The sequence below is a fragment of the Anaerotignum sp. MSJ-24 genome (assembly GCF_018918145.1).
Taxonomy (GTDB): domain Bacteria; phylum Bacillota; class Clostridia; order Lachnospirales; family Anaerotignaceae; genus Metalachnospira.
Map to the genome: position 1 here is coordinate 98,095 of NZ_JAHLPX010000004.1, position 25,830 is coordinate 123,924.

The following is a 25,830-nucleotide window of genomic DNA, read 5'->3' on the forward strand; positions in this document are numbered from 1 at the left end:
AATGTAAAACCTCCGATTATTTAACTCCGAATCTTTCAAGAGCAAGGTCTATAAGTTCGTCAAGAAGTACATTCATCGGTTTTCCGCAGGCATTCCAAAGCATACTGTACATGCTTATGGGTGTAAAGCCGGGAAGAGTGTTAAGCTCGTTGAATATAACTCTTTCCGTATCTTTTTCAACGAAAAAGTCAACTCTTGCAAGTCCGCTGCCATCAACGGCTTTGAATACTTTTATTGCCGTTTTGCGGATTTCGTCCTGTTTTTCTTTTGAAATTTCCGCAGGAACAACTGTCTTAGATGCACTGTTGTTATATTTTGCATCATAATCATAAAATTCCGCTGCCGCAAAAATTTCGCCGACACATGAAGCACTTATGTTATCTCCGTTTCCGAGAACGGCACATTCTATTTCACGACCGACAATTCCTTCTTCAACGACAATCTTTCTGTCGTGTACTGCCGCAAGCTTAAGTCCTTCGATAAGCTCATCTTTGTTGTGAGCCTTGGTTATGCCGACCGAAGAACCGGCGTTAGCAGGTTTGACAAAGCAGGGGTAGCCGAGCTTCTTTTCTATTTTTGTTGCAATGGATTTAATTTTATTGAAGTCCTCAGAATGAACCTCAACATATTTAGCCTGAGTTATTTTTGCATTTTTTGCAATTATTTTTGTAAATGCCTTATCCATGGAAACACTTGAGGAAAGCACACCGTTTCCTACATAAGGTATCTGTGCAAGCTCAAAAAGTCCCTGTATTGTGCCGTCCTCGCCGTATTTGCCGTGAAGCACGGGAAATGCAAGATCAATGGGTATGAGCTTTGCTTTGTCGCCGACAAGCTTTAAAAGACCTTTCTGTGATGCATCGGGACTTAAAATGGCAGGAGTGCCGAACTTCTCCCATTCGCCGTTTTTGATGTTTTCGATAGGTCCGTTGTATATCATCCATTTGCCGGATTTTGTTATGCCGACCGGAATGACATAATATTTTTCACTGTCAAGATTTGAAATTATTGATGAAGCAGATACTCTTGAAACCTCATGCTCCGATGACTGTCCTCCGAATATTACTGCTACTGTAAGCTTATTCACTATATCCCTCTTCTCCATATATTTAAACAGATAATCTGTAAACATTATTACTATTATATTCAAAAATAAGGTGGTTGACAATAGTATCAGTTATAGATTATAATATTTAAGCATTAAATTTATAGTGCATAATTTTTTTGAGATAAATCTGTTTTACAGATTTTATAAAAATTTCCATGCTAGCCGGGAAGGTAGCGGCGTCCTGTACCCACAATCCGCTATAGTGGGGGTGATGTCTGCTTTGAGGCTGTTCGATTTTGTGGCTGCCCTTTGGAGATGGCGTTGAAAGATTGAGTCTTGTGCAATAGAAACCTGTGAACCGTGTCAGATCCGGAAGGAAGCAGCACTAAGCAGTCACTTTTATGTGCCACGAGGTCGCTTGGTCCGAGCTGTCAAAAAAGGTAACGTATAAGAAAGGCAGTCAAGGAGCAGACGCATGGATTCCTATGAATAAACGCAGTTTGGTTTTCGGCATGGAAAGACCTTGCTGCTATTTTTTTGCTTATATTTTGCTGAAATGTCCTTATAATACGGTTGTCTTTGATACGAAAGGGGACGGATAAATATGTCTGAATATCAGGCTTTGTACAGAAAATACAGACCGCAGGGCTTTGACAGCGTTGTCGGTCAGGAGCATGTAGTAAAAACATTAAAAAACCAGCTTAAAAGCGGAAGAGTGTCCCATGCCTATCTGTTCTGCGGAACAAGAGGAACGGGAAAAACATCGGTCGCAAAAATATTTGCAAAGGCTATAAACTGCCTTAATCCTTCGGAGGACGGCGAGCCATGCAATAAATGTGAGCTTTGTGTTGCCGCAAACGAAGGCAGAAGCGTGAATGTAATAGAAATAGACGCCGCATCAAACAACAGCGTTGACAGTATCCGAGAGATAAGGGAAGAGGTTAAATACACTCCGACAGAGGGCAGCTATAAGGTTTACATTATAGACGAGGTTCATATGCTTTCGACGGGAGCACACAACGCACTTCTTAAAACTCTTGAAGAGCCGCCTAAGCACGTTGTTTTTATACTTGCTACAACAGATCCGCAGAAAATTCCGGCAACAATACTTTCAAGATGTCAGAGATTCGATTTTAAGAGAATATCGGCACAGGAAATAGCCGATGCACTTAAAAGCTATACCGAAAAGGAAGGCATAGATATTGAAGAGGACGCACTGTATCTTATAGCAAGGCTTGCAGACGGTTCCATGCGAGATTCATTGAGCATACTTGACCAGTGTTCGGCATTTTATTACGGTGAGCATATAACCAGAGAAAAGGTGCTTGAGGTAGCCGGTTCGGTTGACAATTCGGTATTCATAAGAGTTACCGATAATATACTTAATAAAAATGCACAGGCTCTTATACAGGAAGTTGACGAGATGATGATAAACGGCAGAGATGCCGGACAGTTTGTTAAGGATTATATTGCGTATCTCAGAAATCTGTTTATTGCAACGGCAATTCCCGATTCGGCGGCTGTTCTCGGAATATCCGGCGAAAGTGCGGCAGAGCTCGGTGAACAGGCAAAGAGAATCACAAGAGATGAGGTAACATATCTTATTAATGTATTTTCAAAGCTTGATTCAGATATAAAATATGCGTCCAACAAGAGAGTATTGCTTGAAATATGCCTTATAAAGCTCTGTGCGCCTGTTACCGAAAATTCATATGATGCTGTTGCCGCAAAGCTTTCTGGAATAGAAAGAGAACTTAAAAGCGGAAAATACACAAAGGTATCTGCACCTGCACAGTCCGGAGAGGTAAAAAAGGAAAAGCCTAAGAAAAAGCTCAATAAGGCTGTTACAGAGGATTATAAAAAAGCCGTTGAGGTATGGGCGGATATAGTTTCCGAATTCGGAAATCCTAATGACATAATATTAAAAAGAGCAGAGCTTAAACAGCTTGACGGAGAAAAAATATATGTTGTTTGTGCCAATGAATCAAACAGCAGGGTTATAGAGACAAAAACCGATAAGTTGAAAGATATGTTTGCGGAAAAGCTCGGCATTGATTTCGAAATCGAGGTTATATCAAAAAAGGATTTTGATAAACGTTATGAGCTTATCTACGGTACAACCGAAGAGGAAGAAGAATATGACGATTCAAGCTGGGATAATCTTATAAGCACTATGCCCGGTATTGAAATAGAGCAATAATTGATTTAAAATAAAGCTATAATTAATAACAGGAGGTATTTTAAATGGCAAAAGGTTTTGGCGGTATGGGCGGTATGAATATGAATGCCCTTATGAAACAGGCACAGAAAATGCAGAAGCAGATGGAGGAAACACAGGCTGCTCTTGCTGAACAGGTTATAGAAACAACATCAGGCGGCGGAGCTGTTAAGGTATCGGTTACAGCGAAGAAGGAGCTTAAGGCAATCACAATCAATCCGGATGTTGTTGATCCCGATGATGTTGAAATGCTTGAGGACCTTATTCTTACAGCCGTAAACGAGGCACTCAGACAGGCTGACGAGGTTGCGAACAACGCTATGTCTAAAATCGCAGGCGGAAGCCTTGGCGGTATGTTCTGATAAAGAGGTAGAAAATGAATTATTACGGTGATCCGATAACAAGGTTAATAGAAAAGTTTGCATCTCTTCCCGGAATAGGACGAAAATCGGCACAAAGGCTTGCTTTTCATGTTATAGCAATGGACGACAGTGCCGTTGCAGAGCTTGCGGAGGCTATAATTTCGGCAAAAAGAGATGTTAAATATTGTTCAGTATGCTGTAATCTTACGGATTCCGATATTTGCCCGGTATGTGCAAATCCCAAAAGAGATCACAAAACAATAATGGTTGTTGAAAGTCCCAAGGATATGGCGGCATACGAAAAGACTAAGGAATATAACGGAGTTTATCATGTTCTGCATGGTGCTATTTCACCTATGGCAGGAATTTCACCTTCCGATATAAAGCTTAAGGAACTGCTTGAAAGAATACAAAAGGATACTCCGAACGAAATAATACTTGCCACGAACCCCAATGTTGAAGGTGAGGCGACGGCAATGTATATCAGTAAACTTATAAAACCGCTCGGAATAAAGGTAACACGAATAGCAAACGGTGTACCTGTCGGCGGAGATTTGGAGTTTGTTGACCAGGTTACGCTTATGCGTGCGCTTGAAGGCAGACGTGAGCTATAATTAGGAGGAACAGATGAGTTACGCAGACATTGTTTTCAAGGAAAATTGCAGAGATATTATTGAAAACGGATATTCAACCGAGAATGAAAAGGTTCGTCCCGTATGGGAGGACGGAACTCCTGCATATACAATAAAAAAATTCGGCGTAGTGAACCGTTATGACCTTTCCAAGGAATTTCCCATACTTACTCTCAGATATACAAATTGGAAAAATGCCATTGACGAAATGCTTTGGATATGGCAGAAAAAATCCAATAAAGTTTCCGAGCTTAATTCACATATTTGGGATTCATGGATGGGTGAGGACGGCACTATCGGCAAGGCATACGGCTATCAGCTCGGTGTTAAGCATCAGTATAAAGAAGGAATGTTTGACCAGGTTGACCGGGTGCTTTATGATTTAAAAAACAATCCGTACAGCAGAAGAATAATGACAAATATTTATAATTTCGAGGATCTGCATGAAATGAATTTATATCCCTGTGCTTACAGCATGACGTTTAATGTTGTTGACGGAAAGCTTAACGCAATATTAAACCAGCGTTCACAGGATACGCTTACGGCAAACAACTGGAATGTCGTTCAGTATGCAGTGCTTGTTCATATGCTTGCACAGGTAAGCGACCTTCAGGTAGGCGAGTTGGTTCATGTTATTGCCGATATGCATATATATGACAGACATATTCCGCTTGTAAAGGAGCTTCTTGAAAGAGAGCCGCTCCCTGCACCTAAATTCGAAATTAATAAGAATATAAAAAATTTCTATGATTTTACTGTTGATGACTTTAAAATCACAGATTATAAATACGGAGAAAGCATAGGCAGAATACCTGTTGCTATTTGATAAATATAAGGGAATGGTAAAACAAATGAAGGTTTTATTGACTGCCCTGAACGCAAAATACATACATTCGTCATTGGCTTTGAGAAGTCTTAAAAAATATGCGGATGCTGAAGGAAAATATACAGTTGTAAAAGAATTTACAATCAATAACCGCATTGAAAAAATAGTCAGTGATATATATAAGGAAAAACCCGATGTTATCGGGTTTTCCTGCTATATATGGAATATTGAGATGATAAGGACAACGGCGGCAAGGCTGAAAAAGGTTCTTCCGAATACGCTTTTTGTTTTCGGCGGTCCGGAGGTGAGCTATGATTCGGCTGAATTTTTGAGAAACAATCCATTTGCCGATATTGTTATGAGAGGCGAAGGAGAGGAAACATACCGGAAGCTGCTTTCTGTATGGGTTACGGAAAAGCCGTATTATGATATAAACGGCATAACCTATCGCAGGGACGGAGAGATTTTTGAAAATCCAAATGCAGAGCCGCTTAAGCTTGATGATATTCCGTTTGTGTATGATGATGTTTCGGAGCTGAAAAATAAAATAATATATTATGAAACACAGAGAGGCTGTCCGTATAACTGCCAGTATTGTCTGTCATCTGTTGAAAAGGGTGTTCGCTTTTTATCGTTTGACAGAGTAAAGAGCGATTTACAGTTTTTCATAGACAATAATGTAAAGCAGGTTAAATTTGTTGACAGAACGTTCAACTGTAATCATGAGCATGCCATGAGAATATGGAAATATATTATGGAACATGATAACGGAGTTACCAATTTCCATATGGAGATTACGGCAGATATACTTCGTGATGAGGCAATAGAAATGCTGAAGAATGCCAGAGAAGGCTTGTTCCAGTTTGAAATAGGCGTTCAGTCAACAAATGAACAGACCATTGACGCAATCAAAAGAAATACAGCCTTTGGTGGCATAACCGACGTAGTCAAAAAAATATCCGTTTCGGGCAATATACATCAGCATTTGGATTTGATTGCAGGACTGCCCTATGAGAATTATGAATCCTTCGGAAAATCCTTTAATGATGTTTACAATCTTAAGCCTGAACAGCTTCAGCTTGGATTCCTTAAGCTTTTGAAAGGATCGGGGCTGAGGTATGATGCGGAAAAATACGGAATTGTATATGCCGACGAAGCACCGTATGAGGTTTTGTATACAAAAGAGCTGTCCTTTGATGAGGTGCTCAGACTTAAGGGCGTAGAAGAAATGGTTGAAACCTTCTATAATTCGGGAAAGGCTCTTACTGCGGTTAAATATGCGGTTAGCGTTTTGGGCAATCCATTTGGATTTTTTGAAAATCTTGCTAACTGGTGGGAAGACAAAGGCTATATGGATATATCGCACAGCAAAATGGAGCTTTATGCAAGAATATATGAATATTTTTCGGAGCAGAAGGTGTTTGAAGATGATCTTCCTGTGATAAAAGAGCTTTTGAGATACGATATTTATTTGGGCGATAACATGAAAAGCATACCGCAGACGCTTGAAAGAACCGCAACGGAAGAAGAAAGAAAGTTTGAACGTGATTTTTATACAGCAGAGGAAAATGTAAACAGATTTATTCCAAAGCTTAAGGAATATACGCCTAAACAGCTTTTAAGAATGTGTAGAATTGAGTTTTTTGAAATCAATCCTATGAGCCTTGAAAGAGGAAAAACGGCTGTTTTGTTTAATTATTACGGCAGAGATATTATATCCAATAAGGCAGATGTGGCTGTCGTATGGAAGGAGGTAATACCGAATGACTAAAGAAGAACGTGTTATAAAGGTTCTTGACCTTTTGGAGGAGCATTACGGTCCTGTAAAATGCTATCTTAACCATGAATGTGCATGGCAGTTATTGATTGCAACAATATTAAGCGCACAGTGTACGGATGCAAGAGTAAACATGGTTACGGAGGATTTGTTTAAGAAATATCCGTCAATAAAGGCTTTTGCGGAGGCTGATTTGTCCGAACTTGAACAGGATATACGTTCAACGGGATTTTATCATAATAAAGCAAAAAATATAATCGGCTGTTGTCAGATGCTTTTGAGTGAATACGGCGGAGAGGTTCCGAGCGATATTGATAAGCTTACGAAGCTTCCGGGTGTCGGAAGAAAAACGGCAAATGTTATTCGCGGAAACATATTCGGAATTGACAGCATTGTTGTTGATACTCATGTAAAAAGAATATCTAATATGCTTGGATTTACCGACAGTCAGGATCCTGTTAAAATCGAGTTTGAGCTTATGGAGCTGTTACCGAGAAAAAACTGGATTGCGTATAATACACAGGTTATTGCTCACGGAAGGAGCATATGTATAGCAAGAAGACCGAAATGCGATATCTGCTTTCTTGCAGAGCTGTGTGAGCACAGATGTAATGAACTGAATAAGGAAATATAATGAATTTATACCAGTAAAAATATATTTTAATTTATATAAAGTGCTAAAATATATTGATAAAATTTTGTCTAAAATTATGTTGACATATGATTTTAATAGTGATAACATTAACATCAAGTTAATAATAAGTCTTCAGGGCAGGGTGCAAGTCCCTACCGGTGGTATAGCCCACGAGCCGTAAGGCATGATTCGGTGTGATTCCGAAGCCGACAGTAAAGTCTGGATGAAAGAAGATTAGAATATTCATTTGCTGTTTTTTTGTATGTATATTTTGCCCTGAAATGTTTATCATTTCAGGGTTTTGTTTTTTATTGATGGCATTGGGTTGGCTTTTTATGTGCTCTGAATTCTTATTCAGAGCATTTTTTGTTGGAGGCGATGGCTTTGACTGATGAAGAATATATGAGAATTGCCATAAATGAGGCAATAAAGGGAACAGGATATACTTCACCTAACCCGTTGGTAGGAGCGGTAATAGTTAAAGACGGAAAAATTCTTAATAAGGATTATCACCATAAATACGGCGAATTTCATGCCGAAAGGAATGCAATATTGAACTGCAAGGAGGATATGCAGGGAGCGGATATATATGTTACTCTTGAGCCTTGCTGTCATTACGGAAAAACGCCGCCTTGTACGGATATTATAATCGAAAGCGGAATAAAAAGAGTTTTTATCGGTTCAGCTGATCCGAATCCTCTGGTTGCCGGTAAGGGAGCAGAAAAGCTCAGAAGTAACGGTATTGAGGTTATTGAGGGAGTGCTTAAGGACGAATGCGATAAAATAAATGATGTATTTTTTCACTATATAACACATAAAACACCGTTTGTGGCAATGAAATATGCAATGACCGCAGACGGTAAAATTGCAACAAGAACAGGTGCATCACAATGGATAACAGGAGAAACGGCAAGAGAAAATGTCCATAAAAGCAGACTGAAATATTCAGGGATTATGGTTGGTATAGGTACGGTGCTTAAGGATGATCCAATGCTTACCTGTCGAATAACGGGAGGTAGAAATCCTATACGAATAATATGTGATTCAAAGCTGAGAACACCGTTTGAAAGCAATATAGTTAAAACGGCTGGTGAAGTACCGACGATTATAGCAACGGTATCGGAAGATAAAGAGCTTATAGAAAAATATACGGACAAAAACATAACTGTTATACAAACATCCGATGATAACGGACATGTTGATTTAAATGAGCTTATGATAAAGCTCGGCGAAATGAAAATAGACGGAATTCTTCTTGAAGGTGGCGGAGAACTGAATTTCAGTGCTCTAAAAGCCGGAATAGTAAATAAAATAGAATGTTATATAGCCCCGAAAATATTCGGAGGAACCGAGGCAAAATCACCTGTCGGCGGTATCGGAGTGGATGTTCCTGACGAGGCATTTGTTTTTGAAAAGCCGGATGTGTCCTTCTTTGATGATGACATTCTCTTGGAATGGAGGCTGAAATAAGTGTTTACCGGAATAGTTGAAGAAATGGGAACGATAGTCCGAGTGGAAAAAGGAGCAAAATCTTCAAGGCTTACGGTTTCGGGCGACAAAATATTTTCGGATTTAAAGCTTGGCGACAGCGTTGCGACCAACGGAGTATGCCTTACGGTAACAAGCTTTTCCAAAGGCATATTCACTGCCGATGTTATGAACGAAACGCTTAAACGAAGCAATCTCGGAGAGCTCAGACAGGGCAGCATGGTAAATCTCGAAAGAGCAATGATTGCCAACGGACGCTTTGGCGGCCATATAGTTTCGGGACACATAGACGGAACGGGAGTTATAACAAAAATTGAGCAGGACGATATAGCTGTTTGGTACACAATAAGAGCCGACAGAAAAATAATGAAATATATAATCGAAAAAGGCTCGGTTGCCATTGACGGCATTAGCCTTACGATTGCAAAGGTAACGGACAATGACTTTTCCGTATCGCTGATACCGCATACGGCAAAGGAAACAGTTCTCGGATACAAGAAAACAGGCGACACGGTCAATCTTGAAAATGACGTTGTCGGAAAATATATAGAACATTTTTTAAGCTTTAAGGAAGAGCCGGAAACAAAGAGCTCGGGAATAACAAAGGAATTTCTTTTGAAAGCAGGATTTTAACAAGGAGGAATAAATTATGGCAGCAAAATTCAGTACAGTAGAAGAGGCACTTGAAGAACTCAGACAGGGAAAAATAATATTGGTTACAGACGATGAGGACAGAGAAAACGAAGGTGATTTCATCTGCTCCGCAGAAGCTGCAACAACAGAGAATATAAACTTTATGGCTATGCACGGTAAAGGACTTATATGTATGCCGATGAGCGAGGAATATATCAAAAAGCTTAAGCTTCCCCAGATGGTAACAAACAATACAGATAATCACGAAACAGCATTTACAGTTTCAATCGACCATGTTGATACAACAACAGGTATTTCTGCGGCAGAGCGTTCAATAACAGCAATGAAATGCGTTGATGACGATGCTAAGCCCGAAGATTTCAGACGTCCGGGCCATATGTTCCCTCTCCTTGCAAAGAAAAACGGTGTTCTCGAAAGAAACGGCCATACAGAGGCAACTGTAGACCTTATGCGTCTTGCAGGACTTAAGGAATGCGGTCTTTGCTGCGAAATAATGCGTGAAGACGGAACAATGATGAGAAAAACAGAGCTCCTTGAGCTTGCCGAAAAATACAATATAAAAATAATAACAATAGCCGCATTACAGCAGTACAGAAAGGTAAACGACAAGCTTGTTGAATGTGTTGCAAGAACAAAAATGCCTACAAAATATGGTCAGTTTGTTGCTTACTGCTATGTAAACAAGCTTAACGGTGAGCACCATGTTGCACTTGTTAAGGGCGATATCGGCGACGGAAAGAGCGTGCTTTGCCGAGTTCATTCGGAATGTCTTACAGGTGATGCCTTCGGTTCATTAAAATGCGACTGCGGTGAACAGCTTGCACAGGCTATGCGTCAGATTGAGAAGGAAGGCAGAGGCATACTGCTTTATTTAAGACAGGAAGGCAGAGGAATCGGCCTTGTCAATAAGCTCCGTGCTTATGAGCTTCAGGACAAGGGACTTGACACTGTTGAGGCAAATATAGCTCTCGGATTTAAAGAGGATTTAAGAGAATATTATATCGGCTCACAGATTTTAAGAGATCTCGGTGTTAAAACATTAAGACTTCTTACAAACAATCCGCTTAAAATCGAAGGACTTTCTGATTTCGGCCTTTCAATAGAAGAAAGAGTTCCCATCGAAATGGAGCTTACAAAATATGATGAATTTTATATGAAAACAAAGCAGAACAAAATGGGACACATGCTTCATTTCAAATAAAAATAAAAAGAACAAAATATATATTATTGCATAAACAGGAGGATATTAAAATGAACGTATATGAAGGAAGTCTTGTATCACAGGGAATTAAAGTAGGCATTGTTGCCGCACGTTTTAACGAATTTATTGTATCTAAGCTTGTCAGCGGAGCATTGGACGGACTTAAAAGACATGATGTTAAGGACGAAGACATTGATGTTGCATGGGTTCCCGGTGCATTTGAAATTCCGCTTATTGCATCAAAAATGGCTAATTCGGGAAAATATGACGCAGTTATATGTCTTGGTGCTGTAATCAGAGGAGCAACATCACATTATGATTATGTTTGCAATGAGGTTTCAAAGGGTGTTGCACAGGCAGGACTTAATTCAGGAGTTCCCGTACTCTTCGGAGTTGTTACAACAGAAAATATTGAACAGGCTATCGAACGTGCCGGAACAAAGGCAGGAAACAAAGGCTATGACTGTGCTCTCGGTGCTGTTGAAATGGTTAATCTTATCAAAGGCATGAGCTTATGATAAACATAGTTTTCGACTATGACGGAACACTGCATGACAGCTTGAAAATATATGCTCCGGCATTCAGAAAATGCTGTGAACTGCTTGAAATAGAAGGGCTAAAGGAGCATAGTGAATATACTGATGACGAAATAAAAAAATGGATAGGCATGGATGCAAAAACCATGTGGAATACATTCATGCCGAGTCTTTCGCAGAGCCTAAAGGATAAATACAGTGCCTTTATTGGCGAGAAAATGCTTGAGTATATCAATCAAGGCAGGGCGGTGCTTTATGACGGTGCATTGGATATTCTCGAAAAGCTGAAAGCCGATAATTACAGGCTTATATTTTTGAGCAGCTGCAAAAACAGCTATATGCAGGCACATATAAAAGCCTTTGGTCTTGATAAGTATTTCGATGATTTTTATTGTACGGAGGATTACGGCTTTATTCCGAAGTACGAAATATTTAAAGACATAAAAGGAAAATATAATGGAAATTTTATTGTTATAGGCGACAGATACAGCGATATGGAGGTTGCCGATAAATATGGTTTAAAATCAATCGGCTGTGCTTACGGCTACGGAATGGCTGATGAGCTGGAAGCGGCTTCGGCTGTGGCGTATGATGTTAAAGATATTTATAGGCTTGTCAAAACAATATATTAATCCACAAAAGTTCGTATTTTTTAATAAAATACGGACTTTTTTTATGCTATAATCATTTGGTAAATTCGTTTATATGAAGGAGGCTTTTGGATTGAAAATTAAATATAAAGCGGTGTTGTCGGCTTTGGTGATTATGTTTTCTATGGCTGGGTGTTCATCAAACAGCAGTGCAAACGACAGCATAGATACCGACGAGGCTGTGCTTATACATGAGGAAACGGTGTCACCAAATGAAAAATATGTTGAGTCTGAAGATGATATTATATATTACAATATAAATGTCTGGCAGAATAAAGATAATACTATTTTTGTAAATGCCAGCTCAAATACGCCGTTTTTTGATGATACACAGTATTCAGTCGATTGTGATGAACAGATAGATGAATCAGACATAACAATAAAGTGGACAACATTAATGGGAAGTACCGAAAGCTCGGAAAAAGATGAACTTGTTATAGGAAATGTAATTATTTCCAAAGACGGAAAAGAAATAAGCGACAAAAAGATTAATTTTATGGTTAAGGGAATAAATGCCGTTGTTGATGTTATAAACGAAAACAGCAAGAACAACTAAGTCGAAATCATGATTTCGACTTGTTTAAACAGAGGCATGAATAGCGCATTCCATCGGCTAAAAAGCCTTGAAACTACTGACCATGCAAGATGATATGGTGGCAAAGCTGCTTTTGCTTGCTAAAGTCATGACTATTGTTTCCTAATGCCTTCCGCTGAATAAAAATAGCTTTGTCTACGGTCTAAAACTGCCAACAGGCAGTTTTGTTTTTTTAAAACTAAAATTTAATAAAATTAATATTGACTTTAATAAAATTAAATGATATTTTAATTATATTAAAGAGGTGATTTATATGGTGAATGAGTCAAAAATATCTTCTTTGCCGATATGGATGACAAATCTAAATGATGAAGATATAGCTTTTATAAAACGGTTTGTGCTTTCCTCCGGCTCGCTTAAGGAAATGGCAAATCAGTATGAGGTTACTTATCCGACGGTAAGAAACAGGCTTGACAGGCTTATAGAAAAAATAAAGCTTGCCGACAGTTCGACTGAGAGCGAATATATTAAGCTTATAAAAAAGCTTGCCATTGACGAGCATATAGATTTTGAGGCGGCAAAGCTTTTGATTGAGGAATACAGAAAGATTAAGGAGGATAAATAAAATGAAAAGATTTACCGTTTTTATGTTTATCTTTATTATTATTATGTTCGGGCTTCTTGTTTTGCAAATATTTTTATCAAGAGCAAAAAATAAATTTTTGGGATTAATTATTCCTGCTGTTACACTGATATATTCTTTTATTGCAACATTTGGAAATATGATTTATGACGGAAAAAACACATTATCTATTGTTGTTGTTTTTATTGTTTTCAACATTCCTACTTTTATATTGCTTGCTGTTTACGGAGCAACAAAAAGCGGCATGAAAAAAGCTGAACAGGCAGAAAAAGAAAAAACAAAAATGAATATAAAGGATTTATAATGTAAAGAATATCCGAGAGGTGATATTCTTTGGCTAATAAATCGAAAAACGGCAGAAAAACAATATGGATAGGCATAATAACCGGCTTTGCCAATGGGCTTTTCGGCTCAGGCGGCGGTACTGTCGTAGTTCCCTGTATGGAAAAATATCTCGGCATAGACGCCCATAAATCCCATGCGACTGCCATTGCGGTTATACTTCCGCTGTCTGTGCTTTCCGCAGTAATATATTTTTTCAAAGCAAATATACCGTGGCTTGAAACTATAATCGTTTCAGCGGGAGGCGTTGCAGGAGGTTTTGTCGGAGCAAAGCTGCTGAACAGAATATCCGGAAGGTGGTTGCATATAATATTCGGTGCGGCAATGCTTGCGGCGGCAGTGAGGATGTTCTTATGATTTGGCTCGCAGTTGTAGGCTTTGCCTCGGGAATAATAAGCGGAATGGGAATCGGCGGCGGCACAATACTTATACCGGCGCTGGTTATGCTTACGGACATGAATCAGCAGGCATTACAGGGAATAAACCTCATATATTTTATACCAACAGCGGTAATTGCATTGATTACACATATGAAAGCCGGAAATGTAGAAAAAAGTGTTGTTAAACCTATAATAATGTACGGAATTATCGGTGCTGTTGCCGGTTCGATTATTGCAGTCGGAATGAATTCGGAAGTATTGAGAAAAATATTTGCTGTTTTTCTTGTATTTATGGGAATAAATGAAGTAAGAAAAAAGTAAGAAATATCCGGACTAAAATTATATTGCTTTGCAGGCTTTAAGTGTTATACTAAGAAATGAAAATAACATATAATTTAAAACAAAAAATTACAATATGACATATGGGGGTTTATATGATTGAGATTTTAAAGGCTATTGTATTCGGAATAGTTGAAGGCATTACCGAATGGCTTCCCATAAGCAGTACGGGACATCTTATACTTCTTAAACAGCTTATGCCGCTTAAGGTATCGGAATCGTTCTGGAATATGTTTGAGGTTGTTATTCAGCTTGGAGCAATACTTGCGGTTGTGCTCATATTCTGGCACAAAATTTTCCCTTTCAGAAAAGAACGTGGAAGATGGCATACTGATATGCGTATAATCAATCTTTGGATAAAGATTATCGTTGCATGTATACCGGCGGCAATAATAGGACTTCTTTTTGATGATAAAATCAATGCACTGTTCTACAATCCGACAAGCGTAAGCATTGCACTCATCGTTTTCGGTGTTCTGTTCATTGTTATTGAAAACAGAAACCGCAGAATGAGACCGAGAGTAACAAAGCTTGGTCAGCTTACATATCAGACAGCAATTATAATAGGCCTGTTCCAGGTGCTTGCGGCAGTGTTTCCCGGAACATCACGTTCCGGAGCAACAATAATCGGTGCTTTGCTCATCGGCGTTTCAAGAACGGTTGCGGCTGAATTTACATTTTTCCTTGCAATACCGGTTATGTTCGGAGCAAGCCTTCTTAAGCTTATTAAATTCGGTTTCCATTTCTCAGGATTGGAGATCGGAATACTTGTTGTCGGAATGGTTTCCGCATTCATAGTTTCGGTTATAGTAATAAGATTTTTGATGGGCTATATCAAAAAGCATGATTTCAAGGTGTTCGGTTGGTATAGAATTGTGCTCGGCATAATAGTACTTTTGTATTTCGGGCTTTTAGTAAAATAAATTTTATAGGGAACTTCTGCATTTATATATGTGCGGAAGTTCTTTTTTATTACCGAAAATAATAAACAATTGGCGTATTTTGATGTTAAAATTGTTAAGTGGTTTTTAAATTTTACGGTTATAGAATTTTGTTAAAAATAAATACAAATATATGTTATGTAAACTTTAGCCTTTTGTTGATGTATATATTATATACAGCTCTGTCACAGAGATATTAACATTAAAAAAGCCCGTATAACAGGTTATGCACAGAGTTATACACTTTATCCACAGAAAATAAATGTGGATTATGGGGAATTATGCACATTCGCACTTTAAATAGACATAATCGAGGAATGCCCTAAAAACGGCATAAATAGCACTATTAAATTTGACAATATTTTTTAATGCAATAATTTTAACGAATTATGTAAAGTTGACAGGAGGTTATATTCTGTTATTTAAAAAATTTTTGAATTAAATTTAAAATAAAAAGAGGATTTTTGAAATTTGTGCAGAATATATATTATATAAAATAAATAATATGTCGGTGATGTTTCTGGAAAGTAATTAAATTCGGAAAGCTGAAAAATATACTGCCGGATATAAATAATCGGTAAGTATTTTATATACAATACAGTATCACCCGAAGGGAGTTGTTAGTATGCGTTACAACATTAAAGGAAAGAACATGGAAATCGGCGAAAGAACAAAAGAAAAAGTCAGTGACAAGCTGGACAGAGCTAAAAAACTTTTTCCCGAGGATGCTGAAGCAACAGTTGTAATTAAAAACGAGAAACTCGAGTATATCGTTGAAGTAACAATACCGATGTCGAAACGTGTAGTCAGAGCCGAAGTATCGGCAGATGATATGATGACGGCTGTTGACAAAGCGGTTGATATAATCGAAAGACAGATCGTTAGATACAAAAAACGTCTTAAAACACAGATGAAGAAGAACGCTGCTTTTAAGGCTGAATATGATGCAATTAATATTCCCGTTGATGATGCGGACGATGATACATTATATAAGATTGAAAAGAGCAAGAAGTTCGAAATCAGACCTATGTCAGCTGAAGAAGCGGTTATGCAGATGGAGCTTCTCGGACACAGTTTCTTTGTATTCAGAAATGATGAAACAGAGCTTATAAATGTTGTTTATAAAAGAAAAGATGGATCATTCGGACTTATTGAACCAGAATAAGCCCGTTTAAATAAAGGTAGCGTATTGGTAGCCTTGGCACCGTCGGAGCATATGCTCCGACGGTGTTTGCGTTTTTAAATAAATTTTATTTCATACTTGTTAAGGTATATATATGTGTGTTAGAATACAATCTGTCAAATAATATTTAACTACATTGATTATTGTTATAAGGAGAAGAATATGAAGAATAAGTACGAAAGTCCTTTGAATCTCAGATACGCAAGCGACGAAATGTCATATTTATTTTCACCTGATTACAAATTCTCGACATGGAGAAAGCTTTGGATTGCTCTTGCCGAGTCGGAAAAAGAGCTTGGTCTGGATATTACAGATGAACAGATTGCCCAGATGAAAGAGCATATATATGACATTAATTATGATGTTGCCGAAGCAAGAGAAAAAGAAGTAAGACACGACGTTATGAGCCATGTATATGCATTCGGTGTTCAGGCACCTCTTGCAAAGCCTATAATCCATCTTGGCGCAACAAGCTGTTATGTAGGCGACAATACAGATATTATAATTATGACCGAGGCTATGAAGCTTGTTAAAAAACGTCTTGTAAACGTAATAAACGAGCTTTCAAAGTTTGCTATGGAATATAAGGATATGCCGACACTCGGTTTTACACATTTCCAGGCAGCACAGACAACAACGGTCGGAAAGCGTGCAACACTTTGGCTTCAGGACCTTCTTATGGACCTTGAGGATCTTGATTATCAGTTAAGCAAAGCAAAGCTCCTTGGTTCTAAAGGAACAACAGGCACACAGGCAAGCTTCCTTGAACTTTTTGAAGGCGACCATGAAAAATGTCGTGAGCTTGACCGCAAGATTACCGAAAAAATGGGCTTTAACGACTACTTTAAGGTTTCCGGCCAGACATATCCGAGAAAGCTTGATTCACAGGTGCTTAATGTACTTTCTTCCATTGCACAGAGTGCATATAAATTCAGCAATGATATAAGACTTTTACAGCATCTTAAGGAAATCGAAGAGCCGTTTGAGAAAAACCAGATTGGTTCATCTGCAATGGCTTATAAGAGAAATCCTATGAGATGTGAGAGAATCGGTTCTCTTTCAAGATATGTTATCGCAGATTCAATCAATCCTGCCGTAACAGCGTCCACACAGTGGTTTGAAAGAACACTTGACGATTCGGCAAACAAGAGAATTTCCGTTCCGGAAGCATTCCTTTGCATAGACGCAGTGCTTATACTTTACAGAAATGTTGTTGACGGACTTGTTGTATATCCTAAGGTAATAAATCAGCACCTTATGAACGAGCTTCCTTTCATGGCTACCGAAAACATAATGATGGATGCTGTTAAAAAAGGCGGAGACAGACAGGAGCTTCACGAAAGAATAAGACAGCATTCCATGGAGGCAGGAAAGCAGGTTAAAATGGAAGGCAAGAAGAACGACCTTCTTGAAAGAATTGCCGCTGACAGTATGTTCGGACTTACTATCGAAGAGCTTAATGCAATTATGGAGCCTAAGAATTTCGTAGGCAGAGCACCCGAGCAGACAAAGGAATTTGTTGAAGGCTATGTAATGCCGGTTCTTGAGGCAAACAAGGACTTAATCAGCGATACTGCGGAAGGTATCAGAGTTTAATATTTGAATTGTAAAGCTGTATTGCGGCAGATATAAATGCCGTAATATGGCTTTTTGTTTTTGTGATAATAATTTTATTTATAGCAAATATAAAAAATAGTTATTTTACTTTTGATATAAGCTGGGCTTATAATAAATCGTAAGTTGATTTCATTATTATATATCAAATAGGAGTGAACTGATAAATGATTAAAGCTATTGTTGGAGCAAACTGGGGAGACGAAGGTAAAGGAAAAATAACTGATATGCTTGCCGCTGAGGCTGATATAGTAATCAGATTTCAGGGCGGAAGCAATGCAGGCCATACAATAATCAATGATTACGGTAAATTTGCACTTCATCAGATGCCTTCGGGTATTTTTAACGAAAATACAGTAAACATCATCGGTACAGGCGTTGCTTTTAACATTCCTTATTTTGTTAAAGAGCTTAATTATATAAAGGAAAGCGGTATCAAAAATCCTAAAATTATGATTTCCGACAGAGTTCAGATATTAATGCCTTATCATGTGGACTTTGATACTTATGAAGAAGCAAGACTTGCCAATAAGCAGTTTGGTTCTACAAAAAGCGGTATAGCTCCTTTTTATTCAGATAAATATGCAAAAACAGGCATTCAGATCTGCGACCTTTTCTATCCTGAAATACTTAAGGAAAGAATTGAAGCAGCTTGCGAAATCAAGAATGTTCTTCTTGAAAATCTCTATCATATGCCTAAACTTGATCCTCAGAAGATTTTTGATGAGGTTATCGGTTATAAGGATATTGTTGAGCCTTATATTGCAAATACAGAGGAATATTTTTTCAAGGCAGTACAGGAAGGCAAGAATATACTTCTTGAAGGCCAGCTCGGTGCTCTTAAGGATCCCGACCACGGTATTTATCCTATGACAACATCTTCATCAACACTTGCCGGCTTTGCTGCAGTAGGAGCAGGACTTCCTCCTCACAAAATCGAAAAGGTTATTACAGTATCAAAGGCATACTCAAGTGCAGTAGGTGCAGGTGCTTTTGTAAGCGAGATTTTCGGCGATGAAGCACAGGAGCTTAGAGTAAGAGGCGGAGATGCCGGAGAATTCGGAGCAACAACAGGCCGTCCGAGAAGAATGGGCTGGTTTGACTGTGTTGCAACACGTTACGGCTGTATGCTCCAGGGAACGACAGATGTTGCTTTCACAGCTATTGACGTACTCGGTTATCTTGATGAAATCAAGGTTTGCGTAGGATATGAAATAGACGGAAAGGTTACAAAGGAATTCCCTGTAACACCTTTACTTGAAAAGGCTAAACCTGTTTATAAAACACTTCCCGGCTGGAAATGCGATATAAGAGGAATTAAGGAATATGATAAGCTTCCTAAAGAGGCGAGAGATTATGTTGAATTTATTGAAAAGGAAATCGGTTTCCCTATAACAATAGTTTCAAACGGTCCTAAGAGAAGCGAAATTATTTATAGATAATTTTATACGATAGACAAGGCAGAAAGCTCAACGAGATTTGGGTTTTCTGCTTTTTTTGTTCCGTATTGATAGAATACGGTTTTTGATGTATAATTATAGTGTATTAATTTATTTAATTACGATAACTTTTTTATACGAAGGGAGAAGAGTTTATGTTAGTAAAAAACGGTGAAGGTATGAAAGAATACACTGTTATCCAGAACGGTGTAGGAGAAATACTCAAGGTTAATAAGTTTGGTCCTGACGAAACAGCAAACAGATGTAAGATGGTAGCAGAACTCTGTCTTGAACCAGGTCAGTGTACAGGTTTACATGCTCATACAACAAATGTGGAGCTTTTCTATATGCTTGAGGGCGAGCTTGTATGTATTGAGGACGGCGAAGAGTTTATTCTTAAACCCGGTGACTGTACATCAACAGCAAACGGTGACAAACACCAGATTATTAACAGAAGTGATAAAGTTGCAAAGGTTCTCGCTGTTGTAATCAACTAAAATAGATATTTGTATGTTTTATGGGGTGATAAAAATTCTGAATGAAAAAAGCAGAAAAGTGCTGGTTTTAGTATTAAGTTTACTTATGATACCGACTCCGGTCTATGCTGAGAACGGAAGTAGTATGGAGATAACAACAAAATGGTACAGTGAAATAGTGAGCGATATGCTTGCGAAGGGAGTTATTTCGGATACGGCAGGATTAGAGGAACCGCTGACAAGAGGAAATATGGCAGATATTTTAATTGCTACCGATAAATTCTCCGGTAGTAGATATGCTGTTAATCCATTTTCAGATTTATCAACAAGAGATAAAGAGTATGACAATATTATTAGATTGTATAATTCTCATGTCTTTGTAGGCTCTGTTGATCAAAACGGCGATCTTGTAGCACAGGCTAATGGTTTATTAACAAGGGAACAGGCAGCCGCATTTATTGTCAGAGCGTTTAATCTTGAAGGTACAACAGAGAATCTAATCTGTAAATTTAAAGATAAACAGGATATATCGGAGTATGCCCTTGAAAATATTTTGATTTGTGAAAAGCTGAATTTAATTTCAGGTTATGAGGACGGCACATTTAAGCCACAAAATAATATAAGCAAGATTGAATTTCTTACTATATTAAATAAGGTGTTTGAATATGGCTTAGATTCTAATGTTAATATACAAAATCTGGAAACAACCTTCTATGATAAATATAAATCATCTGCGGTTGTATTAAATGCGGATTTAGATATAAAAAAGTTTAAGCTGAATTTGGAATTTGAAAATAAATCTGATTTTGTATATTCATATGGTATAGAATTTCAAATAGAAAAATTGGAAGAAGGCAAGTGGATTGTAGTTCCTTTTGAAAAGAGGAAAGACATAGATGATCCCGCATTTTTAATAAATCCAAATGCTAAAAAAACAGATACTGTTTTTCTTGAAGATTATTATAATGAATTAGATAACGGAACATACAGAATTGTATATGCGTTAGACAAGGAGATATACAGTATTAGGAAAACATTTTGCGATGTGGAATTTTGTGCCGCAGAATTTGAAATTCTGTAAAATAAGTCTATGATTGAGGGACGCCGAAACCGGCGTCCCTTTGTATATAGCCTTTTCTTAAAAAAGATGAACTTAATAAACCTTAGCCAATAGCACTGAAGCATTACGCAGCCTTCTTTTTGTCGTTTATGCTGATTTACAGTTTTGGTTTTGAGTGATAATATATAGAGTAAATAAAATGTATGTATCTGTCGAGTGGAGGATAATTATGGACGATATTTGTATAATCGGAATTGCCGGAGGAACGGCATCGGGAAAAACTACTATTGTAAATAAGCTTAAGGATTTTTTTGGAAATGATGTGGAGCTTATCAGCCATGACTGCTACTACAAAGCACATGACGATATGCCATACGAAGAAAGAGCAAAGCTCAATTATGACCACCCATCATCATTTGATACCGATTTAATGATAAAAGATATTATGGATCTTAAGGCAGGAAAAACAATATATCGTCCTGTTTATGATTTCAGTATACATAACAGAGTTCCGGAAACGGTTGAGGTTCAGCCTAAAAAAGTAATACTTATCGAAGGTATACTTATATTTGAAAATAAAGAGTTAAGAGATTTAATGGATATAAAGATTTTCGTTGATACAGATGCTGATGAAAGACTTATGCGAAGAATAATAAGGGATATGGAGTTCCGCGGAAGAACTATTGAATCAATTCTTACACAGTATAAGGAAACCGTTAAGCCTATGCATGAGGAGTTTGTCGAGCCTTCAAAAAAATATGCCGATATTATAATTCCAAGAGGCGGAGAAAATGTAGCGGCTATGTCGATACTTAAAGGTCATCTTAACATTATGTTAAATAAATAAGGATTTTGAAACGTCATAGGCTTTGGCTTATGGCGTTTTCTTAAAGTATCATTAATAATTTTCATATAATTTGACGATGAACTTTAGCAATGCTATACTAATAAAATACGGCAGTATTGAAAAAATATTAATTTAAAGGTGATACTAATGGATAACGAAAAAGATGAAAAGTTTTTAAATGACATTGGTTCAAATGATGATGAAAGTGCTGTTGAAGCCGAAAATTCTTCATCAAATGATGAATCAACGGAAGAAAACAAAGCTGAAAATTTTGAGGAAACTCCCGAAGAAGCTTCGTCAACTGAAACTGAGGAAACTCCCGAAGAAGCTTCGTCAACTGAAACTGAAGAAAAAGCTGAAGATACTTCGGCTGCGGAAGCGGATGTGGATAAAACAGAAATAACGGAAACGGAAGACAAAGAAAATACATCTGAAAAAAAATCTTTTGTCGGCAGATGGATAGAAAAAGAAAAGGAAAAAGAAAAAAATAAACGAGAACGAGAAAAATTAAGTGAAGAAAGAATGAAGCGTGTGCGTGAAGAACGCAGGGCGGCAATGTATGCTGACGGAAAAGAGCCTAACGCACTTCAGAAGTTCCTTATGTCCGAAGGAAAGTTCATTAACTATGAAAATAAAGCAATGGTAACATTTGCCGCTGTTATAATATTGGGAATCCTTGTATTTATAGCTGTATTCAGAGGCGGATATTTCTCAAAAGAAAAATTCGGACTCGGCGGAGATAAGAGCAGAGCTATTGTATATTCGGTAGGAAACGAGCTTTATTGCTACGACCTCAAGAAAGAGCCTGTGCTTATTTCAGATACGCTTTCTGCCGGCGGCTCTGTATCTTACAGCTATGTAGGAAACGGAATTACTGTTGCGAATGACGGAACAAGCGTATATTTTACTGATGAAGTCGGTGCTGACGGAACATTCAGATTAAATTATTATGAGGCTTCAAGCAGTAAAGAACCGGAAGTAATCGGTACATCGGTAAGCGATTATGAAGTAAGCAACATGGGTGACGGTGCTGTATATATTGTTGCCAATGAAACAGGAAACAGCGGTACTCTTTACGGATATGACAAAAAGAACAATAAATCAAGCGAAATAGCAAACGATATTGCGGTAAACAGCAGAGAATATGCAATATCATCAGACGGAAAAAAGGTTATATATATTAAAGAAGAAAATTCTTCAACAACACTTTATGTTGCTAATATTGACGGAACAGGCGAAACAAAGATTGACGGAGATATTGCACAGTATCTTGTACAGACAGAAGGAAACAGTGTTTACTATATTAAGGCTGTCGGAACTGATAACGGAACAAGTATGTACAGTGTATATGAGTACGACCTTTCAAACGGAAACAGCAAGCTTATAGATGAAGATGTTATCGCAGTAACACTTTCGCAGAACGAAAATGCTGTTATATATTACAAAAACAGCGGTAAAAAAGTAAAAGCATCAAGTGTACTCAATGATGACGGTGATGACTCTGAGAAAACAGAAGCACTCAGAAAAGAACTCGAAAACTATGAATTTAATGATATTACATGTGCATTATACCGCTATGAAAACGGCAAATCCGAGCTTGTAAATGACGAAATATTTACAGCAATGCCTACCGATGCGGACGGAAAATATATTGCATATACAGTTCCTTCGGGACTTGGAAAAATCAAAGTAAATCTTTCGGAAATATCATCTCCAGATGATTTAGTGGCTTCATATTATGAACAGGCTGCTGCGGCTGATGTTGATACATATATATATAAGACAAATGGCTTCAATGATTATGTTGTGTTTGACGGCTCATATATATATTCATATCAGAACTCCGGAAACAATGCACAGGTTGCCTGCCTTAAGGATTATGACAAAACAAATCAGAAGGGACAGCTTGTACTTTCAACATATGACGAAAACGGAATTAAATCCTATGCAGAGCTTGAAGATGATGTTGAATCCTTTGAGTTTATGGGTGACGGTTCAAGAATTGTATACCTCAGAGGTGTAGATGACAACGGCTTCGGAACACTTACTTATATTGAGAGCAATGTTCCTGATGAAGTAAGTACTTCCGCATACTATTATGAGGTAACAAAGGACTTTAACAGAAGCTTATTCTATCTTGATAATTATGATTCTTCAACATATGGCGGAACATTCCATTATTATCAGCAGGGTAAGGACACCGTTGTTGATGACGGAGTGTATATGTTTGCTTACAGAAATAACAACAATGCACTTTATATGAAGAATTATGACTCACTTACTGCAACGGGTGATCTTTACTATTTGAACGGAAAGACGTCTAAACTTGTTGCGGAAGGTGTTTCAAGCGTATTTGATTTTTATGATACCGGCAGGTGATAACGATATGATAAAAGAAACTCATTCAAGTGAAGAAACAGAAAAGCTCGGTTATGAAACAGGACTTAAGGCTAAGGCAGGAGATATATTCTGCCTTAGCGGCGATTTAGGTGTCGGAAAAACTGTTTTTACAAAGGGCTTTGCAAAAGGTCTTGGAATAGATGAGGATATAACGAGCCCTACATTTACGTTAATAAACGAATATAACGGAAGAATACCATTATATCATTTTGATGTTTACAGAGTAGGTGATCCGGAGGAAATGGAATATATAGGCTGTGATGAGTATTTCTTCGGAGAAGGCGTATGTCTCATTGAATGGGCAGAGCTTATAGAAGAAATGATACCGGAAAATGCGGTATGGATAAAAATAGAGAAAAACTTGGAAAAAGGAATTGATTACAGAAAGATTACATTCGGAGGTAAGGAATAATGAAGATACTTGCCATTGAGGCGTCCGGTTCTGCCGCAAGCGTTGCGCTTACGGAGGATAATGTACTTAAGGCTGAATTTACGCTTAACCATAAAATGACGCATTCGCAGACACTTATGCCGCTTATAGACGAAATCAAAAAATATCTTGAGCTGGATATGGACGACATCGACTTTGTTGCCTGCTCGGCAGGCCCCGGCTCGTTTACAGGTTTAAGAATAGGTGCAGCAACGGCAAAGGGAATTGCCATGGGCATCAATAAACCTATTGTACCTGTTTCAACACTGGCGGCACTGGCATATAATGTTTATATGACAGATGCAGTAATCTGCCCAATTATTGACGCAAGACGAAGACAGGTTTATACAGGCATATACAGATGGGAGTTCGGAAAGCTTGTCTGCGATAAGGAAGACGGCATAGAGCTTATAGACGATATACTTGAAATGGTAGAAAATTATGAGCTTCCCGTTATATTTGTAGGTGACGGAATACTTGCCTATAAAGATCTTATAGAAAGCTATGAGGACTTTATACTTGCTCCGGCGTCCTGCAATATGCAGAGAGCAGGCAGTGTTGCATCTATGGCATATGAGCTTGTGCAGGAGGAAAAGTACGTAAACAGCGGTGAATTTGTTCCTGTATACCTTCGTAAATCACAGGCTGAAAGAGAGCTTGAAGAAAAAATGCACGGAGCTGAAAAAGATGATTGATATTGTTCCTATGACGGAAAAGCATATTGATGATGTGGCTGAGCTTGATCAGATATGTTTCCATATTCCGTGGACAAGAGAAGATTTTGAAAAAGAAATAAAAGAAAATGACATGGCAATATATTTTGTTGCCGTCGATAATGATAAAGCAATAGGCTATGCCGGAATGTGGCACGTAGTAAATGAAGGACATATAACCAATGTTGCCGTTCTTCCGGAATACAGAAGACAGGGCATAGGCGACATGCTTATGGAGGCAGTAGATAAAAAAGCCGATGAGCTTGAAATAGAAGGAGTTACTCTTGAAGTGAGAATATCCAATTACGGAGCACAGAAGCTTTATACAAAGCATGGTTATAAGCCGGAAGGCTTTAGAAAAAAATATTATACGGATACAAACGAAGATGCAGTTATAATGTGGAAATATTATGACCGTAACAATAACAATACAGAAACATAATAAGAATGGAGGTGTCTGAT

General features: G+C 38.0%; 28 protein-coding genes, 1 other RNA gene and 1 riboswitch. Of the genes, 28 read left to right on the forward strand and 1 reads right to left on the reverse strand.

Annotation, left to right across the window (positions count from 1 at the left end):
- Positions 1 to 16: 16 nt before the first annotated feature.
- Positions 17 to 1,105 carry a D-alanine--D-alanine ligase family protein gene (locus KQI66_RS03680; protein ID WP_216427325.1) on the reverse strand — a complete coding sequence of 363 codons (1,089 nt, stop codon included), beginning with the start codon at positions 1,103 to 1,105 and terminating at the stop codon, positions 17 to 19.
- Positions 1,106 to 1,261: 156 nt separating this feature from the next.
- Between KQI66_RS03680 and ffs the strand changes: the two genes are divergently transcribed.
- The 28 genes from ffs to rimI all read left to right on the forward strand — a co-directional run bounded on the left by ffs (position 1,262) and on the right by rimI (position 25,810).
- Positions 1,262 to 1,527: signal recognition particle sRNA large type (gene ffs / locus KQI66_RS03685), an RNA gene on the forward strand.
- Between the two features lie 125 nt (positions 1,528 to 1,652).
- On the forward strand, positions 1,653 to 3,248 hold the full coding sequence (gene dnaX / locus KQI66_RS03690; protein ID WP_216427326.1) for a DNA polymerase III subunit gamma/tau: 1,596 nt from the start codon (positions 1,653 to 1,655) through the stop codon (positions 3,246 to 3,248).
- Between the two features lie 44 nt (positions 3,249 to 3,292).
- Entirely contained in the window at positions 3,293 to 3,628 is a 336-nt protein-coding gene (locus KQI66_RS03695; protein ID WP_216427327.1) for a YbaB/EbfC family nucleoid-associated protein, read from the forward strand.
- Between the two features lie 14 nt (positions 3,629 to 3,642).
- On the forward strand, positions 3,643 to 4,242 hold the full coding sequence (gene recR / locus KQI66_RS03700; RefSeq protein ID WP_216427328.1) for a recombination mediator RecR: 600 nt from the start codon (positions 3,643 to 3,645) through the stop codon (positions 4,240 to 4,242).
- A gap of 13 nt (positions 4,243 to 4,255) precedes the next feature.
- The gene (gene thyA, locus KQI66_RS03705) at positions 4,256 to 5,086 is read left to right on the forward strand and encodes a thymidylate synthase (protein WP_216427329.1); all 831 of its coding nucleotides are present in this window, start codon (positions 4,256 to 4,258) and stop codon (positions 5,084 to 5,086) included.
- Between the two features lie 13 nt (positions 5,087 to 5,099).
- Positions 5,100 to 6,857, forward strand: a complete 1,758-nt coding sequence (locus tag KQI66_RS03710; protein ID WP_216427330.1) for a B12-binding domain-containing radical SAM protein — start codon at positions 5,100 to 5,102, stop codon at positions 6,855 to 6,857.
- On the forward strand, positions 6,850 to 7,497 hold the full coding sequence (gene nth, locus KQI66_RS03715; protein ID WP_216427331.1) for an endonuclease III: 648 nt from the start codon (positions 6,850 to 6,852) through the stop codon (positions 7,495 to 7,497). Before KQI66_RS03710 ends, nth begins: the two co-directional genes overlap by 8 nt.
- 124 nt (positions 7,498 to 7,621) lie before the next feature.
- Positions 7,622 to 7,736: riboswitch (FMN riboswitch) on the forward strand.
- A 139-nt stretch (positions 7,737 to 7,875) separates the two neighbouring features.
- On the forward strand, positions 7,876 to 8,967 hold the full coding sequence (ribD, locus tag KQI66_RS03720; protein WP_334300581.1) for a bifunctional diaminohydroxyphosphoribosylaminopyrimidine deaminase/5-amino-6-(5-phosphoribosylamino)uracil reductase RibD: 1,092 nt from the start codon (positions 7,876 to 7,878) through the stop codon (positions 8,965 to 8,967).
- Entirely contained in the window at positions 8,968 to 9,618 is a 651-nt protein-coding gene (gene ribE, locus KQI66_RS03725; RefSeq protein WP_216427333.1) for a riboflavin synthase, read from the forward strand.
- 16 nt (positions 9,619 to 9,634) lie between these two features.
- Positions 9,635 to 10,840 carry a bifunctional 3,4-dihydroxy-2-butanone-4-phosphate synthase/GTP cyclohydrolase II gene (locus KQI66_RS03730; protein ID WP_216427334.1) on the forward strand — a complete coding sequence of 402 codons (1,206 nt, stop codon included), beginning with the start codon at positions 9,635 to 9,637 and terminating at the stop codon, positions 10,838 to 10,840.
- 50 nt (positions 10,841 to 10,890) lie between these two features.
- The gene (gene ribH, locus KQI66_RS03735) at positions 10,891 to 11,358 is read left to right on the forward strand and encodes a 6,7-dimethyl-8-ribityllumazine synthase (RefSeq protein WP_216427335.1); all 468 of its coding nucleotides are present in this window, start codon (positions 10,891 to 10,893) and stop codon (positions 11,356 to 11,358) included.
- Positions 11,355 to 12,008 carry an HAD family hydrolase gene (locus tag KQI66_RS03740; protein ID WP_216427336.1) on the forward strand — a complete coding sequence of 218 codons (654 nt, stop codon included), beginning with the start codon at positions 11,355 to 11,357 and terminating at the stop codon, positions 12,006 to 12,008. Before ribH ends, KQI66_RS03740 begins: the two co-directional genes overlap by 4 nt.
- A gap of 91 nt (positions 12,009 to 12,099) precedes the next feature.
- Positions 12,100 to 12,582: a hypothetical protein gene (locus KQI66_RS03745; protein ID WP_216427337.1), complete on the forward strand. Its 483-nt coding sequence runs from the start codon at positions 12,100 to 12,102 to the stop codon at positions 12,580 to 12,582.
- A gap of 292 nt (positions 12,583 to 12,874) precedes the next feature.
- Positions 12,875 to 13,186 (forward strand): DUF2089 family protein, encoded by a 312-nt coding sequence (locus KQI66_RS03750; RefSeq protein ID WP_216427338.1) that lies wholly within the window; start codon positions 12,875 to 12,877, stop codon positions 13,184 to 13,186.
- A gap of 1 nt (position 13,187) precedes the next feature.
- Positions 13,188 to 13,508: a hypothetical protein gene (locus KQI66_RS03755; protein WP_216427339.1), complete on the forward strand. Its 321-nt coding sequence runs from the start codon at positions 13,188 to 13,190 to the stop codon at positions 13,506 to 13,508.
- 29 nt (positions 13,509 to 13,537) lie between these two features.
- On the forward strand, positions 13,538 to 13,903 hold the full coding sequence (locus KQI66_RS03760) for a sulfite exporter TauE/SafE family protein (RefSeq protein ID WP_216427340.1): 366 nt from the start codon (positions 13,538 to 13,540) through the stop codon (positions 13,901 to 13,903).
- Positions 13,900 to 14,247 carry a sulfite exporter TauE/SafE family protein gene (locus tag KQI66_RS03765; protein WP_253287654.1) on the forward strand — a complete coding sequence of 116 codons (348 nt, stop codon included), beginning with the start codon at positions 13,900 to 13,902 and terminating at the stop codon, positions 14,245 to 14,247. Before KQI66_RS03760 ends, KQI66_RS03765 begins: the two co-directional genes overlap by 4 nt.
- Positions 14,248 to 14,360: 113 nt before the next feature.
- Positions 14,361 to 15,188 (forward strand): undecaprenyl-diphosphate phosphatase, encoded by an 828-nt coding sequence (locus tag KQI66_RS03770; protein WP_216427341.1) that lies wholly within the window; start codon positions 14,361 to 14,363, stop codon positions 15,186 to 15,188.
- Positions 15,189 to 15,831: 643 nt separating this feature from the next.
- Positions 15,832 to 16,371, forward strand: coding sequence for a ribosome hibernation-promoting factor, HPF/YfiA family (gene hpf, locus KQI66_RS03775; protein ID WP_216427342.1), 540 nt, complete (start codon positions 15,832 to 15,834; stop codon positions 16,369 to 16,371).
- A 180-nt stretch (positions 16,372 to 16,551) separates the two neighbouring features.
- On the forward strand, positions 16,552 to 17,985 hold the full coding sequence (gene purB / locus KQI66_RS03780) for an adenylosuccinate lyase (RefSeq protein WP_216427343.1): 1,434 nt from the start codon (positions 16,552 to 16,554) through the stop codon (positions 17,983 to 17,985).
- Between the two features lie 185 nt (positions 17,986 to 18,170).
- Positions 18,171 to 19,445, forward strand: a complete 1,275-nt coding sequence (locus KQI66_RS03785; protein ID WP_216427344.1) for an adenylosuccinate synthase — start codon at positions 18,171 to 18,173, stop codon at positions 19,443 to 19,445.
- Positions 19,446 to 19,597: 152 nt separating this feature from the next.
- On the forward strand, positions 19,598 to 19,939 hold the full coding sequence (locus KQI66_RS03790) for a cupin domain-containing protein (RefSeq protein ID WP_216427345.1): 342 nt from the start codon (positions 19,598 to 19,600) through the stop codon (positions 19,937 to 19,939).
- A 124-nt stretch (positions 19,940 to 20,063) separates the two neighbouring features.
- The gene (locus KQI66_RS03795; RefSeq protein ID WP_216427346.1) at positions 20,064 to 20,999 is read left to right on the forward strand and encodes an S-layer homology domain-containing protein; all 936 of its coding nucleotides are present in this window, start codon (positions 20,064 to 20,066) and stop codon (positions 20,997 to 20,999) included.
- A gap of 208 nt (positions 21,000 to 21,207) precedes the next feature.
- Positions 21,208 to 21,825: a uridine kinase gene (gene udk, locus KQI66_RS03800; RefSeq protein ID WP_216427347.1), complete on the forward strand. Its 618-nt coding sequence runs from the start codon at positions 21,208 to 21,210 to the stop codon at positions 21,823 to 21,825.
- Positions 21,826 to 21,972: 147 nt separating this feature from the next.
- The gene (locus KQI66_RS03805; protein ID WP_216427348.1) at positions 21,973 to 24,204 is read left to right on the forward strand and encodes a DUF5050 domain-containing protein; all 2,232 of its coding nucleotides are present in this window, start codon (positions 21,973 to 21,975) and stop codon (positions 24,202 to 24,204) included.
- A gap of 7 nt (positions 24,205 to 24,211) precedes the next feature.
- Positions 24,212 to 24,637 (forward strand): tRNA (adenosine(37)-N6)-threonylcarbamoyltransferase complex ATPase subunit type 1 TsaE, encoded by a 426-nt coding sequence (gene tsaE, locus KQI66_RS03810; protein WP_216427349.1) that lies wholly within the window; start codon positions 24,212 to 24,214, stop codon positions 24,635 to 24,637.
- Positions 24,637 to 25,350: a tRNA (adenosine(37)-N6)-threonylcarbamoyltransferase complex dimerization subunit type 1 TsaB gene (gene tsaB, locus KQI66_RS03815; RefSeq protein ID WP_216427350.1), complete on the forward strand. Its 714-nt coding sequence runs from the start codon at positions 24,637 to 24,639 to the stop codon at positions 25,348 to 25,350. The genes tsaE and tsaB overlap by 1 nt, the downstream gene beginning before the upstream one ends.
- On the forward strand, positions 25,343 to 25,810 hold the full coding sequence (gene rimI / locus KQI66_RS03820) for a ribosomal protein S18-alanine N-acetyltransferase (RefSeq protein WP_216427351.1): 468 nt from the start codon (positions 25,343 to 25,345) through the stop codon (positions 25,808 to 25,810). The genes tsaB and rimI overlap by 8 nt, the downstream gene beginning before the upstream one ends.
- Positions 25,811 to 25,830 lie beyond the last annotated feature (20 nt).